Below are 15,900 nucleotides of genomic sequence, written 5' to 3'. Positions count from 1 at the left end.
TTAATCCTAAAAGGGGGATATTTTTTATCAAAAGTGTTGTTCAGGGTTGTGCCACACAAGTCAAAGAGTTTTTAAAAGTGCAGGAAAACGGCATCAATAGATAACACGTCCAAGCAATTCGCAAATGATATGAGCAAGTCATATTTATAGTTTAGAAAATGGATAGAGGACGGTCAGATGGAAAATGTTGAAAACAAAAAGCATGACGATGAGCAGACGAATTATGCACGAATAGAGCCGTATAACAATCCTGCGGGTGGCTGGGGAGCACTATTAAGTGTAGCCCGAAATTTAAAACGACAAGAGGTCTTCAAAAAAGGCGCCATTACACTTCTCAATATTAACCAACCGACAGGCTTTGACTGTCCTGGCTGTGCATGGCCTGAAAAGAAAGATGCACATGCCTTTAACTTTTGTGAAAATGGGGCGAAGGCGGTTGCTTTTGAAGCCACATCCAAGCGTGTTACGCCTGATTTTTTTGCCACGCATACGGTCAGTTGGCTTTCAGAACAAAGTGATTTTTTCCTTGAAGATTCAGGTCGTCTAACTGACCCAATGCGTTATGACCCTGTTTCTGACAAATATATTCCAATTTCTTGGGATGAAGCTTTTGCCTTGATTGCAAAACATCTACATGCTTTAGACAACCCAGATCAAGCAGCGTTTTATACTTCGGGTCGTGCCAGTAATGAAGCCGCGTTCCTGTATCAGCTCTTTGTTCGTGCTTATGGCACCAATAATTTCCCTGACTGTTCGAACATGTGCCATGAAACCACCAGTGTTGGCTTATTGCACTCGATCGGACTCGGTAAGGGCACTGTCACATTGGAAGACTTTGATATCGCCGATGCGATTTTTAGCTTTGGACATAATCCGGGCACCAACCATCCGCGTATGCTCGGGACTTTACGTGAAGTGTCGCGACGTGGTGGCAATATTGTGGCCATTAACCCCTTAAAAGAACGCGGTTTAGAACGTTTCCAAGACCCTCAAGCGCCTGTTGAAATGATGACCAATGGCAGTACACCCATTAGTCGTTATTATTTCCAACCTAAAGTGGGAGGTGATTATGCGCTCATGTTCGGCATGTTGAAACATTTACGTGAGTGGGACATTCAAGCACTGGCAGCTGGGAAAAAGAGCGTTTTTGATCGTTCTTTTATCGAAATGAATACGGTTGGTTTTGATGCCATGATGGCAGAAGTAGATCGAACGCCATGGTCTGATATTCATGCTCATACGGGACTTAGCCCTGAGCACTTAGAATCTTTAGCTAAAATGTATTTGGATGCGAAAACGGCCATTTTCTGTTGGGGTATGGGGATTACCCAACATCGACACGGGACTGCGAATGTTCACATGCTTGCAAACCTAATGTTAGCAAGAGGGCATATTGGTCGATCTGGCGCAGGTCTAGCACCGATTCGTGGTCACAGTAATGTGCAAGGTGACCGAACTATGGGGATTAATGAATTACCCAGCACAAAATTACTCGACAATATTGATCGTGTTTTTGGGATTAAATCGCCTCGTCATCATGGTTTTGGTGTGGTGGATACGATTAAGGCCATGTATGAAGGGGCGGTCAAAGTTTTTATTGGTTTAGGGGGGAATTTTGCTGTTGCAACACCAGATACACCCTATACCGAAGCAGGTTTGCGCCGTTGTAATTTAACGGTACAAATTGCTACCAAGCTCAATCGTAGTCATTTGGTCTGTGGTAAAGAGGCATTACTTCTACCTTGTCTGGGTCGTACCGAAATTGATATACAACTGCATGGCGCGCAGGCCGTGAGTGTGGAAGATTCGATGAGTAATGTGCATCTATCTGCAGGGCGTAATGAACCGGCGTCCGAGAATCTTCTTTCAGAGCCTGACATTGTGGCGCGTATGGCAGCAGCCGTCTTGCCAGAGAGTGATATCAAGTGGCAATGGTATGTAGAAAGTTATGACCGTATTCGAGATTCGATTGAAGACGTGTTTGATGAATTCCACGATTTTAATGCTCGGGTCTATCAGCCGGGTGGTTTTCACTTAGAGCATCCTGCCAATCAGCATGTGTGGAATACGCCTGTTGGTAAGGCACAGTTTTTAATTACGCCACTGGCTGAAGTGTATGCCGATAAAGAGAATAAATACGCTGAACAATATACAGGAGCTAAAGTCTATACCTTGATGACCACGCGTTCTCATGACCAATACAACACCACCTTGTATGGACTCGATGACCGTTATCGTGGGGTATTTGGTCAGCGTCGTGTATTGTTTATGAATGCTGATGATATTGCAGAAGCAGGTTTTATGGCCGACCAATGGGTAGATATTGAAAGTATCTACTCCGATGGGATTAAACGTGTGGTACAGAGCTTTCGCATCGTGCCATATAACATTCCACGAGGCAGTTTGGCGGCCTATTACCCAGAAACAAACCCACTGGTGGCACTCAGTAGCCATGATAAGTACGCCAAGATTCCTGCCTCGAAAAGTGTGCCTGTGATTTTGCATGCTGGCCATGCACCTGAGCATTTTAATTTGGCACAAGAGGTTGATCCTGAGCACGCTAATGAAATTATGAATCGAGTGGGTTAGACCATAGCCAATGGAATGGCACTTATTTTATATACTGTCATTTCAATCTTTTAAATGAAGTGCTTTGCAATATGGAAGATAAAAAACAGCATGGATATTGAGACAAAAATGTTGAATTCACAAGGGTATGAAACCGTTGAGATCCAGCGTTTAAATGAAAATAAAGCAGTAGAACAGTCAGATTTTGTGGTGCAAGAGTATCCTATTGCATTGGTTTATAACGGTATTTCCCATGCGGTGATGATGGCAACACCAGCAGATATTGAAGTGTTTGCAAAAGGATTTAGTTTGTCAGAAGGTATTTTGAGTAGTTTAAAAGAATTATATACATTGGATGTTCAAGATACCCAGTTTGGGATTCAGGTCGAGATGGATATTTCTACTCGCGCCTTTATGATGCTGAAACAACATCGACGCATGATGGTGGGGCGAACAGGCTGTGGACTCTGCGGTATTGAAAGTTTGCAACAGCTACATTTGAATCTGCCAAAAATTACCACTGTCGTTTCAGATGTATGGCTGACGCAAATTCCTTATGCAATTTCACAACTGAATATTCGCCAAAAAATTACCCAAATGACGGGTGGGGCACATGCGGCGGCATGGGTTGAGGCGGGGGAAATTGTGGCGCTATTTGAGGATGTCGGACGGCACAATGCTTTAGATAAGTTACTGGGATATATGGCGCAAAATCATCATGATGTGCGTCAGGGTTTTGTGGTCATGACCAGTCGGGCAAGTTATGAACTCATTCGTAAATGTGCTCAACTCAATATTGGTTTATTGGCGTGTATTTCAGCACCGACCTCAATGGCCATAGAAATGGCTAAAAGATCTGGGTTGCAGTTGGCAAGTTTTTGTCGTGGGGATGGTTTTGTTTTATATACTTAAGCTGAATCTGAGAGAAAATACCTTACAGAGGCTATGCGGAGGCATTCGCTACACTGTTTGAGGTTGAATCATATTGTATATATTTTTTTAAATAATATTAAAGGCTTATTGGTATTTGTCGAGTTGGTGGTTGCTCAGTATTTTTGCGCTTGGATGATCTCTAACTTATCCCGAAAGCCTCGTGTGCTAAAAATCACACAGGTCGAATTGAAATGTGATTTAAATCTATTTCAAACCCAGTACAAGATGACGTAAGTTAGCCTTATATCAAGATTTATTTCGAACAGACCTTAACTTTATGTTGTAAAGTTAACTTTTATAGAAAACAAAATGGTTTGTCTTTAAGTTAGATTTATTTTTTAAATCATAGCTATTTGTTTCAATGACTTATTTTTATTTGAGTGACAGTGATGCATGATGCCAAATTAAAATTACAGCTTAGAATTTTATGGGATGAAGAAATTGCCATAGGCCCAGGCAAGGCTCAACTTTTAGAAGCAATTCAACGTACAGGTTCAATTTCACAAGCCGCAAAAAGTATGAATATGAGCTATCGCCGTGCATGGCAGTTGGTTGAAACCATGAATCATAGTTTTCAACAAGCCTTAGTGGAAACTCAAAAAGGAGGAACACATGGTGGTGGAGCTCATGTTACCAATTTTGGTGAAGCTATTTTAAGCCAATACAGACAGATGGAACAAAACGCACGTCATGTCATTGAGTATGACTTTCAAGCGATTGCCCAATTTCTTAAACAATAGTGGATAACATCCAACAATAATCTTTAGACAGCTGAATGCTTTTAACATGCAGCCGTCTAAAGATTATGAAGGTCAGATTGAATACAAGACCCTTTGTCTGATCTATCCGCTTATAAGCGTAATACTTATCACGTGATTAGAACCCTAACCATCTCGTTTGAATGATAAATAATCGTTGTCTGGAATTGACGTTGCATATATATCCATATATTTTTAAAAACATATCGGTCATTTTGTAATGTAAAAGGGGAAGATGGTGCTGCTAAACTTTAAGAAGAAAAGTATTCAAATGCTATTATGTTGTGGGCTTATTGTTGGTGTGCAAGCACATGCAGAGCAAGCCATTACTGTTTATGCTGCAGCCAGCTTAACCAATGCAATGACAGATTTAGATGCATTATTTGAAAAACAGAAGAACATCCAAATCAAAACTTCTTATGCAGGATCGTCGACTTTAGCAAAACAAATTGAGGCGGGTGCACCAGCAGATGTATTTGTTTCTGCTGATGAACAATGGATGAATTATTTACAAAATAAAAAGCTCATTGAGCCAAATAAACGAGTGAATTTACTGGGTAATCGACTGGTTTTGATTTCACCTAAATCGAAACCTGTAAAAATTAAAATGGATAAAAGTTTTGATCCATCTACCGCATTTCAAGGCAAACTCTGTACAGGCGATACCAAAAGCGTCCCTGTGGGAAAATATGGCAAACAAGCACTGACATCGCTGGGCTGGTGGTCGAAACTGGAACCTCGTTTGGTTGAAACTGAAGATGTCAGAGCCGCACTTAACTTTGTGGCACGGGGTGAATGTCAGCTTGGGATTGTTTATGCGACAGATGCCGCGATCAGTAAAGATGTGACGGTCGTTGGCGTATTTCCGATCAATACCCATACTCCAATTATCTATCCTTTAGGCTTAGTCAAAAACAATCCAAACGCTGTAGCTTTTTATCAATTCTTACAAACGAAGCAGGCAAATGTAGTGTTTAAAAAGTATGGCTTTACTGTTTTATCGCCAGCGAAGTGATGATGCTTGCTTTATCCACTGAAGAAATTGAAGTACTCAAACTTTCCTGTCAGGTTGCTGCCACCTGTCTGGCCTTTAGCCTGATCCCTGCATTAGCGGTAGGTTGGGTGTTGGCGCGTAAAGAATTTTTTGGTAAATCTTTATTTGAAACCTTTATTTTTTTGCCGCTGGTTTTACCACCTGTTGTTCCAGGCTATTTACTTCTACAAGTCTTTGGAAGTAATGGTATTTTGGGGAGGTATCTGGAACCGCTTGGATTGAATTTTGCATTTAACTGGAAAGGCGCAGTTTTGGCTTCAGCCGTGATGGGCTTTCCACTCTTGGTTCAGTCGATTCGTTTGGCCATTGAACTGGTGGATCAACGTTTGGAAATGGCGGCCAAAACGTTAGGCGCTTCATCCTTCGGCACATTCTTTTATGTTACGTTGCCTCTGGCCAGTAGTGGGATATTGGTGGGGGCTATTTTGTGTTTTTGTCGCAGTCTGGGCGAGTTTGGTGCAACCATTACCTTTGTGGGCAATATTGCTGGAGAAACGCGAACTTTACCTTTAGCCATGTATAGTTTAATGCAACAACCTGATACCGAACCTGCGGTATGGCGGCTGATTATATTGTCATTAACTGTGGCTTTTCTTGCTTTGTGGTTTGCCCAATGGTTTCATCGTTATCAGAAAAATAAGCGAGGGCATTAAGGCCATGATTGATTGTCATATTCGGCTCAATTTAGGCAAATTTGAACTCGAGCAAAGCTTTAAGTCCGAACAGAATGTAGTGGGTTTATTTGGAGCTTCGGGTTCAGGCAAAACCAGTATTTTGCATGCAATTGCAGGTTTAAATACACCAGTAAGTGGTTGGATTAAAATCAAAAATCAGACGTGGTTTGATGCAGAACGTAAGATCAACTTGAAGCCACAGCAACGCCGTGTCGGTTTGGTGTTTCAGGATGCGCAATTATTTCCGCATATGAACGTCATGCAGAATTTATTGTTTGGTTATAAACGTATACAGCCTGACAGTCGACGCTTTGACCCAGATTATATTGTTGAATTACTTAAACTCAATCATTTGCTGAGTCGTATGCCAACCAAGTTATCGGGGGGCGAAAAGCAACGAGTAGCCTTAGGTCGAGCACTATTATATTCACCTAATTTATTGTTATTAGATGAGCCTTTATCTGCACTGGATGCAGCCCATAAACAAGAAATTATTCCCTTTTTTCAGAAAGCTCAGCAGGAAACTGCAATTCCAATGCTGTATGTTAGCCATGACATGGACGAAATTAAACAACTTACCCAACAAGTTTGGCTGTTGTAGCATTGATGCAACGGCCTGATTAAGATAGGGGGACCGTTGCGATTTGACTTACCAATCTACGCGTTTGAGTAATATGTCTTTATACATTTTAAAGTCACAGACTAAGCTAAAGAATGGTTGTTTAAACGTGGCTGGTTTATTATGTTCAAAAAAGAAATGGCCGATCCACGCAAAACCATAGCCGACAACAGGCAGAGCCCACAGGACTTTTGGATTTTTAGTCATCGCTGCGATGGCAGCAACTCCAATCACGCACGTTGTTCCAACAAAGTGTAAACGTCGGCAAGTGGAATCTGCATGCTGTGAAAGGTAGAAAGGATAGAATTCTTTGAGGGTTTTATAACGCCCATCACTTCCAATCATTTGTACAGTAGGGTTCTGAACCCGAGTTGCAGAAAGCTCGGCGCTGTTCACGAGATCTTGTGTATTATTTTTAACTTGGGTTTGGGTATTATGTAACATTTGCTCTTCCTTTAGTATTTACAAGATGTATTTTTAAATAGCATAGTGCGCATGGTCTTGAACGAATATGCTATTTCCAAGGAAGGAGTCGAGTGTAGTGTCGCAAAACCAAAGCCAAGTTTATGCTTGGGACGGGTGTATTTTGTATGTGACCCGCGAACACTTAAATAATGCCCATGCCCATTTTCCTGCGTTATTGCAAATTGGTCTAGGCACACCGTTTGCGATTACTTTGGGTCAACACGTTAGAAGTTATCACGATATTGTCGTTATGGCGCCGAATGTAAATCACAGCACCGACTCAGAAAACCAGCCTTATCTTGCTCTTCTGATTGACCCAGATCATGCGTTGTATCGTTACTTACATCCCTTGTTAAATGGGGAATCTTTTCGCTCTTTGCCTGCATCAAGTCTTGCGTCTTTCCATCCTCAGTTTCAGCAACTCATCGCAGGTCAGTTCAGTTTCGATCAGGCCAGACAGTTGGTTTTGGATATATTGTCTTGCTTAAATCCAAACACGTTACCGAGTTTGCCTTGGGATGTTCGAGTGTTACAGAGCTGCCGCTATATTCAACAATGTGTTCCACAGCAGCACCCCACAGTGGCTGAAGTCGCTGCTCATGTAGGGTTATCTGAATCGAGGTTGATGCATTTATTTAGCCAGCAGTTGGGAATTTCGATGCGACGCTACATTCTATGGCTACGTATTCGCTATGCCATAAAGCTTTGGGCGGCAGGAAAGAGCTTAATTGAGATTGCATTGGGAGCGGGTTTTTCCGATCAGGCGCATTATACGCGAACCCTGCGTAGCATGGTCGATTTTGCCCCGTCTATGCTAAAAGCAAAGACCATTCTTGTGAGTGATACAATTTCAAATGAGGGAAAAACAAACTTGAGCAAGCATTTTATCACCCCTTGAAATAGCAGAATCATTCAAGACTTATAAGTGTGTATTAGAAACAATGCTTTTGTTTGGCGTTGATGGTCTGGAGGGATTAACAGTTTGGCACGGCTAAACTTTTCTTTGAGAGCGTCATACCAACATCATGGATAGATCAACATAGAGATATAAAAATGACAAATTTAAATGCGATAAAAAGTATAAAAGATGTTGTATCTGAAAAAGAGTGGGATGCGCGTTGTCAGCTTGCAGCGCTGTACCGCTTAATTGCACATTTTCGTATGACCGATTTAATTGATACTCATATTAGTTTACGCGTACCCGATGCAGACGGGCATTTTCTGATTAATCAATATGGTATTCCTTTTGAGAAAATGACAGCTTCACATTTGGTGAAAATTGATTATGCAGGCCATACTGTTGCTGATTATGATCAGGGAAAATTAGTCAATACAGCAGGCTTTGTAATTCACTCTGCTATTCATGATGCGCGACAAGATGTGCACTGTGTGATTCATACTCATACTGCAGATGGTATAGCTGTGTCTGCACAAAAGCAGGGCTTATTGCCTCTATCACAGCATGCGTTAAAGTTTTATAAAAAAGTAAGCTATCACGAATATGAAGGTGTGGCGTTATTAACCGAAGAACGTGAACGTCTGGTTAAAGACTTAGGGCAAAATCGAGTCATGATTTTAAGAAATCATGGTTTGTTATCGACTGGTGATTCGGTTCAACGTGCCTTCCATGAAATTTACTTTCTTGAACGTGCTTGCCAAGCTCAGATTAAGGCGATGGTGGGTGGTGTGGAACTGCATCTTCCTTCTGAAACCGTGTGTCAACACACGGCCCAACAGTTTGAAAGTGAAATGATTGAAATGGTGATGCTGAAAGCATGGAATGCAGCTCTGTCGCTGATTGAACATCAGCGAGATGACTATTGCGTATAAGTCGGTTTTGACTCTAATGCATGATTTGATTTGATTTGATTTATTTGTACTTTGGATGTGATGAGATAATTATCATAAATTCATTGCTTTAGGATGTTTTTGTTCAATTGATCAGCTATTTTTAGCGATGGGTGATATACGGCTTAAAGCTGTTTTTATTCTAACAGTCTGTATTTGAAAATAGTTGTTCTTATACTTCATTGAGTTATTGTCTTATTCGCTATTTCTTGTCATAAAAAGATATTTTGTATTTTAGTTTAAATTGGGTTTTCTTATTCATATTCCTCAATAGCTACAGGATTTCAATAGATGTTGTTAGATATGATTAGACATAAAAAAAGCTTAAACCCTTACAGTTTAAGCTTTTTGAGATCTTATGGGACTGCATAAGAATTGAATTTGGCGAAAGAGGGAATCATATTTTTAATTTAATATTATGATATTTAATAAATATTCATTATATTTTTCTATTTGGTCCCCCAATCATCCCCCATAGAAGTTAAATACTAATTGATAATGAATTGACATAATCAAAATATAGTATGATTACTCAAACATTATTTTAAAAAATTATGAAAGTTATAGAAATTCAAGAAGCTTTATCGGGAATGGCAAGAGATAAGGAAAGAGCTTTAACTGCATATCTACATGAAGTCCAAAAAAATTTTGCAGTTGATGGTACTAACTCTATATGTCATTTTCACTGTGTAAACGTTGACGGAAATGGACAAGTAAGAATTGATGGATTGATTGAGCATTTATCTAATTGCTTGATTGATTATGCTATTCCTCGAAAAGAAATAGATAGGGTTTTTAAAGATTTCGAGAAGACTGGGTCCGCAATGGAGCTGGCTAAGTTAAGTGGTAAAGCAAGAGGTTTATTCACATCGCTAAGTAATAGTGGAGAAAGTGGAGAGTTACTTTTATTCCTTTTTGCCGAATATCTTTTAAAACTTCCTCAACTAATCAGTAAAATGAGTTTAAAAACAAATAGTCAGCTTCATTACAATGGTGCTGATGGAGTGCATTTAGGTGTTTGTGAAGACTCAAAAAAGCTTTGTTTATATTGGGGTGAATCTAAACTGTATAAAAGTCCTAGTAATGCAATTTATGAATGCATGAAAAGTATAGCGCCTTTATTGAAAGGTAATGGGACGGGATATGATAGGCGTGATTTACATTTATTAAGTGATTTTATGAATGTAAATGATCCAGATCTGATGAAAGCTTTAGTCTCATATCTTGACCCAGATGATCCGAATTTTAACTTATTAGAATATAGGGGAATTTGTTTAATAGCATTTGACCATGATTGCTATGGCGAAGATGGAGTTGCTCAAGTTATTGATGAAGTAACGCAAAAAGTTTCTAGTCAGATTGAAATTTGGAACAGAAATGTTTTCAACAGGATTACAGCTGAAGATTTAGCTAAGATAAAGATTCATGTCTTTTTATTACCATTCCCAAGTGTAGAAGATTTTAGAAAAAAATTTAACGAAAAGATTGCTGGTTAGACAATTTTATGAATATTGAAAAGGCATGTGACTATCTGATAGGTAAAAACTATCTAAGAGAATTGATTATCAAGTTGTCAGTAAATTATGTAGGTGATCAATTTGAGAATATTAATAAAAATGAGTTGGCTAAATATAAATCATTAGATAGAGAGGAAATTAGTTATTTACTAACTTGTGCAAGCTTATTTTGTAATTCGGATAACCCACAATTTCAAGATGTTTCTCTTAAAGTTGCTCAATATTGTCTTACCCCTGAAGCACAATTTGACAATAAAGATAGTGCATTATTAATATTAGATACACTAACAAATAAAAATGCGATTAAATTGGCTGAAAAGAGACAATTAGTAGAAGAAGGCTTTTTTGATCGTTTATCTATAGGTGCAAAGATAGAATCATTCAAACGAACTCTAGAATATTCTATCGAATTATCAAATCAAGAAGAAATATATTTAAATAAATTTCAAAAAAAATGTTGGGATTCGCTTCAAGAGATGAGTATGTCCCAAATATCAATTTCTGCACCTACATCTGCGGGTAAGTCATTTATATTAGCAACTTGGGTTAAAGATTTTTTTGATAAGAATGATAGTGGGTTAGTGATATATGTAGTCCCGACAAGAGCACTGATTAATCAAGTTTATATAGACTTTTCAAGTGTTATGAGTAATGAAATAAACATTAATATTGTGCCAACACTTGAAGATATACAAACATATAAGAAAAACATTCTTATTTTTACTCAAGAGAGATTAAATATCTTTCTATCTACTTATTCTAGGGATAAAGTTTCTGTTTTGATTGTTGACGAAGCACATAAGATAGGGGATGGCGTAAGAGGAGTATTTTTAGAACAGGCATTAATGAGTTGCAAATTTTATAACCCTGAATTAAGAGTAGTATTTGCAAGTCCTTTTACTGAAAATCCAGAAATATTGTTAGATAAAATTGAAAATATAGCCGTATATAAAAGTAATTTAATTACAGTTAATCAAAATTTGTTATGGGTAGAACAAGATAAGAAGAAAAAGAACTGGGATATTTACCTTAATTATTTGGAGGAAAAAAGTAAATTAGGGGGATTTCCATATCGCAAAAATAATTCTTCCGGCTATAAAAGATTGGTTGAGGTTGCCCTAAATATTTCTGGAGAAAATTCAGGAAATATTATTTATGTGAATGGGGCTGCTGAAGCAGAGTATGTTGCACAAGAGCTATATAGATATATTAATAATAGCTTACTCTATGAAGACATTAATGAATTAATAGAATTTTCAAGAGCAGAAGTACATAAAGATTTCTTATTAGCAAAGGTTTTATCCAAAGGAATTGCTTACCATTACGGTAATATGCCATTAACTCTCAAATCAGAGATAGAGCGCCTATTTTCTGAAAATAAAATACGTTTTTTAATTTGTACTTCAACATTGATTGAAGGTGTTAATTTAGCATGCAAAAATATTTTTGTTAGAGGTCCGAAAAAAGGTACAAGAAAGCTTATGGAGCCAACAGATTTCTGGAATCTAGTTGGAAGAGCTGGGCGTTGGGGTAAGGAATTTCAAGGAAACATTTTTTGTGTAGACTCAAATATTAATGATTTATGGAAAGATGGTGAACCACCAACGAAAAAACAGAAAATCACAATAGATAGATTATCCCAAAAAAGTGTTTTTTCAGTAATAGAGATTATTAATTTTATTAACTCATCAGATCATTATGCTGAGTGTAGAGATAATCCAAGTTTAGAAGCATTTTTAAATTTGTTAGTAGTTTATTACTCAAGAAATCGTAACTTAAATGATTTTAAGTTTAAGAAATGTTTAAGTGACGTAGGCTCTTTGTATCTTGTTTTTGATGAATTAATATCTAATATAAAAATCACTATTGATATTGTTGAGAAAAATCCAGGAATCAGCCCATTATTGCTTAATGATTTATATAGGTCATTTTATTTTAATGATGAGAAACCGATTGAGCGCTTATGCCTAGGTGATTTTTTTGATTCTTCTGCATATGGCAGATACCGTAGTGTTCTGGAAAGAATTAAAAATAATTTGACTCATAATTTGGGTTTTTCGAATACTCAGCAAAATTTTTATAATAATTTGATTCTACATTGGATGCGAGGATATAGTGTTTCTAGACTTATAAGTGAAAGAATTTCATATTTACAAGATAAAAATGGAACTGTTAAACCTAATACGGTAATTAGGGAGGTACTCGATAGTATTGAGCGTATTGCTCGTTTTAATGCTCCTAAATATATTGGTTGTTATAATGATGTCTTAAATTTGTATTTAAAAGACCATGGTAGAGTTGATTTAGTTGAAGAGCATCGGGATTTTCATTCATTTCTCGAAATGGGTGTATCTAATCAAACACAATTGAGTTTGGTTTCTTTAGGTTTGTCAAGGTCTTCCGCTTTAAATTTATCTAAATTAATAGGAAAAACTGATTGTAATAAAAGAGAGGTTTTTTCATGGTTGCATGCCAATTTATCTGGCTTTAGGGATGATATAAACAAGATTTCACTAAATGAAATTGAAAATGCTTTGTCGAGGAATCAATTGAAAAATTAGAAAATATAAGAGTGCTCAATTTTGTCCAATTTTTATGAATTCACAGCATACACTTTGTTTTTAATTATCTAGGACTTTGATCTTTTGTCTAAATTATAGTTAAGTAAAGGTTAAGTCTTCTTTAACGGATAACAATCAATTAACTGATTTTAATAAATTATTGCAAGATCGAGTAAGTACATAAGTTATCGCATCAAAGTTTCTATCAGGGAAAATAAAAAATAGCCTCAAGTTAAGGCTATTTTTTATATCTGTTTATAGCTTTATTTACTAAACATTACCCGCGTATTCTTTCCATAAATAAGTAATACCATTGCCCTTATAACGATAAAATCCAAGTGGCTCATGTACACGTTCAATCAGTTGTAGCCATGCCTTTTGAACAATCCCTTGACCATCATAGCAATGGATGTGTTTAGGCTCAGGAAATACCCCTTGAAGCTGATAATCTAAGCAGGTGAATTCCCAATGCTCTTTGAGCAACGGTAAATAATCGATTTCATCGCCGAGGATATAGATGAATGCTTGTGCTGTTAGGTTATGATCTAGCCCTTTGACGATCCGCCATTGAATATCAGAAAGTATACCGCTGAGTTGTTTTGCCCCGTGTAGCCACTGGAAGTATTTCTTCAGTACTTTGACTGAATCTTTCTCTGCATCTTCCTGCGTCTGATAATGCGGAGGGTCAATTTGAGAAATAAAAGGCAATTCTAAAAAAATACAATTGGCTTGGTCTTGAGTTTGCATCACGCGTCTGAAGACGGTCTTTTGTTGATTGCGAAGTTTTTGCACTTGTGCTTCATATTTATTTGCCTGAAGTTTCGCCTTAGCTGTATAAAGCTCAGCGCGTAAACGACGGAATAAATTTTCCCATATATGAGTGGGGATTGGCTGGAGTGACCTCAAGAGCTGTGCATTTTCAACAGTAAATTTATGTAAAACATCGAGATGAGGGTTTGCTTCAAAACCACTAAAAAGATCTATAAAGTGAGCAAATTGTGATATTTGATGTAGAACCCAAACACACAATGTATTCATTGGAGCACATGGGCTAGTTGCTGTCGGCTTTGCAAAGACCTTGATTTTGTCCTGTTCTAGCTGTTTAAGGAAATCGATTAATCCAAATGCTATCTGCATAAATCCATCATTTCCGTATGGTGGACGACTTATCGTGATATTTGGAGGAAAACCGATACTGTTATTCGGATAAACATTTGGTGGTGTTTGAGTGTGGTTAAAAAATAAAGGTTGTGCGTTTGGTGCAAATACTGGGTTCATTTTGAAAATCTCTGTAATAGGGTTAAAAAAGATCAATAATGTTGAGTAAGGTTCGGACGACCCATTTGCTCACGTAGATGAGGCAAAATACCTGTATTAAGTGTTTTGACGCGTTCTAAGTTGCTATGTAAGACGTATTGTTCAAACTTGGAAAAATAACGAATAACTTTTGCGATGTTGTCGTATTTGGTTTGATCATCACGGTTGATGACACCTAGAGCATCGTATTTGTATTTCTTACGATTCTTGCTGGTATTGCAGTTAAAATAATTGTGTTTGCCATCAATTTCTTTATCCCACATTTCACCAATCATTCGACCTAAGCTAATGTCTTCACGGTGTTTACTACCGCAAAAAAAGAAAAAGCAATGAATATGTAACGCCTGATCTACGCCATGCTCAAGCTTCCAAATGTAGCCTTTTAAACGCAGAGACTTGCTACGACGTAATTTTTGTAAAATCGTATGAAAATGTTTTACGATTTCTTTAGGTGTGAAGTGTTTTTTGTCTGCTGGTAGATATAAGTCAACACGAACACCGATTAAACGTGAGTTTTGTTTACGAACCTGATCGATATACCGAAGTGTGTTTTTCTCACGTCTGCGACTCCTCTTACGGCGATCATTTACACGCTGTACATATTCAGGTGCTTGTAAACCTTTAAATATTTCCTTTATTAAGGTATTACATATTTCAGCTACAGAATCCTTATGGTCTGTAAGCATTCCATTAACATTAAAGGCTTTTAGTTGATCATTTGGATGTTTAATAAGATCAAACAGACAACTTTGATCGTATGGTAAGACTTGGTTTAACGTTAGTGTTACCAAAGAGTATTCTTCACACTTTAAAGGCATGGATGCTTTTAGTTTTTGATTAGCAACTAAAAATTCCCGAATCAATCTCATCAACTCAGGATAAATCAGCTCCCAATATGATGGGATTAAATCGCATGGCTTAGACTTTATCCATCTATAGAGGTAAGTCGCACGCTGTCTTTTCACCTCATTGCATATGAGAATCGCGTAAATGCAAGCAATAATGTTTGGATCAAATTGCTGTTTAAAGCATTTGCTAATATGAATAAAATTTTGAAGCTCATTGCTTTTATTTACATGAGGCGATATAGCTTGGTCTTGTTCAATATATATATTGACTTCATCAGGGTAATCAGATGAATGTTCTTCAATTTCGTTTACTTCATATTGTACGTCAGTTGTATCATCAGAGCGTGGTATTAACGGTCTAATTCTAGTGGCTAGTTCTAAAGTCTTTCCGCTAAGGAGAGTCATTTTTTCACTACTGTTCATAGATATAGATCCAATCGGTAATAAAATACGGATGGTTGCTCTCTAACTTATAGTGTGAGTAGTATCTAGATATAAAAAGCTCTTAAGATTTTGATATAAATACACTAATTTGATATTTAGATAATTTAATCAAAGTATTCTTATGTTATGTCTATTATTTATATTATGTATAAATATATAGATATATTAATCATATAGACTACAGATACCCAAATTAGAGGCAACAACGGTGTATCAGGGGACTTGAGATCAAGCCCCGTCGGTAATGTCGATAAATTTCTGTTCTGCATGAATGAAAAGATAAGCACTTTAGGC

General features: G+C 37.5%; 13 protein-coding genes. 10 read left to right on the top strand and 3 right to left on the bottom strand.

The features are described from left to right. Positions 1-177 precede the first annotated feature (177 nt). The 6 genes from B9T36_RS08795 (at position 178) to B9T36_RS08770 (ending at position 6,588) form a co-directional block, all read left to right on the top strand. Positions 178-2,589: an FdhF/YdeP family oxidoreductase gene (locus B9T36_RS08795; protein ID WP_086209119.1), complete on the top strand. Its 2,412-nt coding sequence runs from the start codon at positions 178-180 to the stop codon at positions 2,587-2,589. Between the two features lie 90 nt (positions 2,590-2,679). Then, positions 2,680-3,480: a formate dehydrogenase accessory sulfurtransferase FdhD gene (gene fdhD, locus B9T36_RS08790; protein ID WP_086209118.1), complete on the top strand. Its 801-nt coding sequence runs from the start codon at positions 2,680-2,682 to the stop codon at positions 3,478-3,480. Between the two features lie 410 nt (positions 3,481-3,890). Beyond that, complete coding sequence (locus B9T36_RS08785; RefSeq protein ID WP_086209117.1) at positions 3,891-4,241, top strand: winged helix-turn-helix domain-containing protein; 351 nt, start codon at positions 3,891-3,893, stop codon at positions 4,239-4,241. A gap of 289 nt (positions 4,242-4,530) precedes the next feature. Next, positions 4,531-5,274 carry a molybdate ABC transporter substrate-binding protein gene (gene modA / locus B9T36_RS08780; RefSeq protein WP_416202561.1) on the top strand — a complete coding sequence of 248 codons (744 nt, stop codon included), beginning with the start codon at positions 4,531-4,533 and terminating at the stop codon, positions 5,272-5,274. After that, entirely contained in the window at positions 5,274-5,966 is a 693-nt protein-coding gene (modB, locus tag B9T36_RS08775) for a molybdate ABC transporter permease subunit (RefSeq protein ID WP_086209115.1), read from the top strand. The genes modA and modB overlap by 1 nt, the downstream gene beginning before the upstream one ends. Before the next feature lie 4 nt (positions 5,967-5,970). Continuing rightward, on the top strand, positions 5,971-6,588 hold the full coding sequence (locus tag B9T36_RS08770; protein ID WP_086209114.1) for an ATP-binding cassette domain-containing protein: 618 nt from the start codon (positions 5,971-5,973) through the stop codon (positions 6,586-6,588). Between the two features lie 48 nt (positions 6,589-6,636). Here the strand turns inward: B9T36_RS08770 and B9T36_RS08765 are convergent, their stop codons facing one another. Further along, a complete protein-coding gene (locus B9T36_RS08765) occupies positions 6,637-7,050 on the bottom strand; it encodes a DUF962 domain-containing protein (RefSeq protein WP_086209113.1) in 414 nt (137 codons plus the stop codon). 67 nt (positions 7,051-7,117) lie between these two features. Between B9T36_RS08765 and B9T36_RS08760 the strand changes: the two genes are divergently transcribed. The 4 genes from B9T36_RS08760 (at position 7,118) to B9T36_RS08745 (ending at position 12,997) form a co-directional block, all read left to right on the top strand. After that, positions 7,118-7,969 (top strand): helix-turn-helix transcriptional regulator, encoded by an 852-nt coding sequence (locus B9T36_RS08760; protein WP_086209112.1) that lies wholly within the window; start codon positions 7,118-7,120, stop codon positions 7,967-7,969. A gap of 155 nt (positions 7,970-8,124) precedes the next feature. Next, positions 8,125-8,901: a class II aldolase/adducin family protein gene (locus tag B9T36_RS08755; RefSeq protein ID WP_086209111.1), complete on the top strand. Its 777-nt coding sequence runs from the start codon at positions 8,125-8,127 to the stop codon at positions 8,899-8,901. Positions 8,902-9,473: 572 nt separating this feature from the next. Next, complete coding sequence (locus tag B9T36_RS08750) at positions 9,474-10,415, top strand: DUF1837 domain-containing protein (protein WP_213033323.1); 942 nt, start codon at positions 9,474-9,476, stop codon at positions 10,413-10,415. 8 nt (positions 10,416-10,423) lie between these two features. Continuing rightward, the gene (locus B9T36_RS08745) at positions 10,424-12,997 is read left to right on the top strand and encodes a DEAD/DEAH box helicase (protein WP_086209110.1); all 2,574 of its coding nucleotides are present in this window, start codon (positions 10,424-10,426) and stop codon (positions 12,995-12,997) included. 270 nt (positions 12,998-13,267) lie between these two features. On the opposite strand, the gene B9T36_RS08740 is transcribed toward B9T36_RS08745, so the two are convergent. Further along, positions 13,268-14,275, bottom strand: coding sequence for a hypothetical protein (locus B9T36_RS08740; protein WP_086209109.1), 1,008 nt, complete (start codon positions 14,273-14,275; stop codon positions 13,268-13,270). Between the two features lie 32 nt (positions 14,276-14,307). Continuing rightward, positions 14,308-15,585 carry a YagK/YfjJ domain-containing protein gene (locus B9T36_RS08735; protein ID WP_086209108.1) on the bottom strand — a complete coding sequence of 426 codons (1,278 nt, stop codon included), beginning with the start codon at positions 15,583-15,585 and terminating at the stop codon, positions 14,308-14,310. Between the last annotated feature and the right edge of the window lie 315 nt (positions 15,586-15,900).

Origin of the sequence: Acinetobacter sp. ANC 4204, assembly GCF_002135205.1 — a bacterium.
Lineage (GTDB): Bacteria > Pseudomonadota > Gammaproteobacteria > Pseudomonadales > Moraxellaceae > Acinetobacter.
Note: the sequence above shows the minus strand (reverse complement) of the source record. Positions and strands in the feature narration are given on the sequence as shown.

Coding starts and splice junctions, on each gene's coding strand:
- B9T36_RS08795 (WP_086209119.1), top strand. CDS start 178: ATGGAAAATGTTGAAAACAAAAAGCATGACGATGAGCAGACGAATTAT.
- fdhD (WP_086209118.1), top strand. CDS start 2,680: ATGGATATTGAGACAAAAATGTTGAATTCACAAGGGTATGAAACCGTT.
- B9T36_RS08785 (WP_086209117.1), top strand. CDS start 3,891: ATGCATGATGCCAAATTAAAATTACAGCTTAGAATTTTATGGGATGAA.
- modA (WP_416202561.1), top strand. CDS start 4,531: ATGCTATTATGTTGTGGGCTTATTGTTGGTGTGCAAGCACATGCAGAG.
- modB (WP_086209115.1), top strand. CDS start 5,274: ATGATGCTTGCTTTATCCACTGAAGAAATTGAAGTACTCAAACTTTCC.
- B9T36_RS08770 (WP_086209114.1), top strand. CDS start 5,971: ATGATTGATTGTCATATTCGGCTCAATTTAGGCAAATTTGAACTCGAG.
- B9T36_RS08765 (WP_086209113.1), bottom strand. CDS start 7,050: ATGTTACATAATACCCAAACCCAAGTTAAAAATAATACACAAGATCTC.
- B9T36_RS08760 (WP_086209112.1), top strand. CDS start 7,118: ATGCTATTTCCAAGGAAGGAGTCGAGTGTAGTGTCGCAAAACCAAAGC.
- B9T36_RS08755 (WP_086209111.1), top strand. CDS start 8,125: ATGACAAATTTAAATGCGATAAAAAGTATAAAAGATGTTGTATCTGAA.
- B9T36_RS08750 (WP_213033323.1), top strand. CDS start 9,474: ATGAAAGTTATAGAAATTCAAGAAGCTTTATCGGGAATGGCAAGAGAT.
- B9T36_RS08745 (WP_086209110.1), top strand. CDS start 10,424: ATGAATATTGAAAAGGCATGTGACTATCTGATAGGTAAAAACTATCTA.
- B9T36_RS08740 (WP_086209109.1), bottom strand. CDS start 14,275: ATGAACCCAGTATTTGCACCAAACGCACAACCTTTATTTTTTAACCAC.
- B9T36_RS08735 (WP_086209108.1), bottom strand. CDS start 15,585: ATGAACAGTAGTGAAAAAATGACTCTCCTTAGCGGAAAGACTTTAGAA.